3 protein-coding genes are annotated in these 2,149 nt (G+C 73.0%); 1 reads left to right on the forward strand and 2 read right to left on the reverse strand.

What is annotated here, in order from left to right; all coding sequences use genetic code 11:
* Positions 1-37: 37 nt before the first annotated feature.
* Positions 38-565: a class IV adenylate cyclase gene (locus AC27KI_RS23290; protein WP_487116087.1), complete on the reverse strand. Its 528-nt coding sequence runs from the start codon at positions 563-565 to the stop codon at positions 38-40.
* A gap of 28 nt (positions 566-593) precedes the next feature.
* Entirely contained in the window at positions 594-1,049 is a 456-nt protein-coding gene (locus AC27KI_RS23295; RefSeq protein WP_487116089.1) for a winged helix-turn-helix transcriptional regulator, read from the reverse strand.
* 121 nt (positions 1,050-1,170) lie between these two features.
* Here AC27KI_RS23295 and AC27KI_RS23300 point away from each other — a divergent pair.
* Positions 1,171-2,149 (forward strand): MFS transporter (locus AC27KI_RS23300; RefSeq protein WP_487116091.1); only part of this gene is annotated, 979 nt, incomplete at its 3' end.

Genomic DNA, 2,149 nt, shown 5'->3' on the forward strand with positions numbered 1-2,149 from the left:
CGGTGCCCTGCGGCGCAGCGCCGTGCGCGCCCGGGCGTCAGCCGCCCCGGCCGCGCAGCAGATCGACGTAGGCGCAGTCCACCCACTGCGCCGGTGCCACGCCGAGCCGGGCCATCAGGTCGTGTGCCTCCCGCAGGCCGACGTCTTCGGGCTCGGCCTCGTCCAGCACCACCTCCAGCTCCATGAACTCGCCCAGGCCCGCCACGCGGTCCAGGTGCACGCGCGTGCGCCCCACCAGGTACAGCGTGCGCGCCTTGACCACCCGCCCCGCCTGGCCGTGCGCCAGCGTGAGCGCCTCGCGCAGCCCGTCGGGATCGGCCGTGGGCGTGCGCACGTAGAACGCGGTCCTGGGCCCCTGCACGTCGGGGCGGCGGTAGAAGATCAGCTCGCCCGCGCCGGCGGAGAACGCGCGCAGCTTGAGCCGGCCGGCCGCGCAGCGAAAGAACGTGTCGTCCTGGTGGATCCGCTCCGGGCCGCTGGAGGCCAGCACTGCGGCGCGGGCCTCCAGCGCGGCCAATGCGCCGGGCGACGGCAGGCGTGCCTTGATTTCGATGTTGCGGGGCATGGGCCCAGTATGCCGGCGGCCGCGCGGATCAGGGCCGCGCACGCACCTTCTTCACGAGGGTGTCCGCCGGCCGGACGACCCGCCCATCCTCCAGCCGCAGCAGGGCTTTCGGCAGCGGCTTGCCCGTGGCGCGATCGATGAGCACCGAGTGCTTCTCGCCCCGGGCGTACAGGTGCGCCTCGCCCCACTGGCGCAGGGCCACGACCACCGGAAACAGCGTCTCGCCCTTGGCGGTCAGCACGTACTCCTGGTAGGCGCTGCCATCGGAGGCGGGCGCGATCTCCAGCACGCCCTCTTCCACCAGCGTGCGCAGGCGGTCGCTGAGGATGTTGCGCGCTGCGCCCAGGCTGGCCTGGAACTCGCCGAAGCGCCGCAGTCCGTCGAACGCATCGCGCACGATCAGCATCGACCAGCGGTCGCCCACCACGTCGAGCGAACGGGCCACCGGGCAGGGGGAATCCGCGAGGCTTTTTCTTTTGGCCATGGCCACTCCTTGGGTGCCGGTGGCGGACCGGGCATTCGATCCACGCACCGAAGTGGTTTCATTTTAAAACAGGATGACACTACACTCGATCCAGTTTCAATCAGCAACTGGATCAGAGCCCATGACCGCCGCCAACCCGTCCGCCCTGCACGCCGCCCCCGGCCATCCCCTGCCGCCGGGCCTCGTGCGCCTGCTGGCCGTGTGCTGCGGCGTGAGCGTTGCCAATGTCTACTACGCCCAACCCCTGCTGGACGCCATCGCGCTGGATTTCGGCATCCCCGCCATGGCGGTGGGCGGCGTGATCACCGCCACGCAGGTGGGCTGCGCCATCGCCCTGCTGTTCGTGGTGGCGCTGGGCGATCAGGTGGACCGAAAGCGCCTGCTGTGCGGGCAGTTGGTGCTGCTGGCGCTGGCGCTGCTGGGCGTGGCCTGGGCGCCCACGCCGCTGCTGTTGCTGGCGGCCATGGCCGCCATCGGGCTGCTGGGGACGGCCATGACGCAAGGGCTGATCGCCTGCGCCGCCACGCTGGCCCCTCCCGCGGAGCGGGGCCGGGTGGTCGGCACCGTGCAGGGCGGCGTCGTCATCGGCCTGCTGCTGGCCCGCACGCTGGCCGGCGCGGTCACGGACCTGGCGGGCTGGCGCGCCGTGTACCTGGTCTCCTGCGGCTTGTCGCTGGCGATGCTGGCGCTGCTGTGGAAGGCCCTGCCGCACGCCCGCGCGCGCCCGGCCACGCTGGGCTACTGGCCGCTGCTGCGCTCGATGGGCACGCTGCTGGCGACCGAGCGCGTGCTGCAGATCCGCGGCGTGATCGGGCTGCTGATGTTCGCGGCGTTCAGCGTCTTCTGGAGCGCGCTGGTGCTGCCGCTGAGCGCGCCGCCCCATGCCCTGTCGCACACCGCCATCGGCGCGTTCGGGCTGGTCGGCGTGGTGGGCGCCCTGGCCGCCGCGCGGGCCGGCCGCTCCGTGGACCGGGGCCGGGGGCAATGGGCCACCGGCCTCGCGCTGGCATGCCTGCTAGTGTCGTGGGTGCCCATCGCGTTCGCGGCGCACACGCTGTGGGCGCTGGCGGTGGGCATCGTCCTGCTCGACCTGGGCGGGC

It is taken from the genome of Acidovorax sp. KPB24-03 (assembly GCF_057546605.1).

What these genes read in the sequence shown, in the direction of transcription:
- AC27KI_RS23290 (WP_487116087.1), bottom strand. Translation starts at nt 565, where the DNA reads ATGCCCCGCAACATCGAAATCAAGGCACGCCTGCCGTCGCCCGGCGCA.
- AC27KI_RS23295 (WP_487116089.1), bottom strand. Translation starts at nt 1,049, where the DNA reads ATGGCCAAAAGAAAAAGCCTCGCGGATTCCCCCTGCCCGGTGGCCCGT.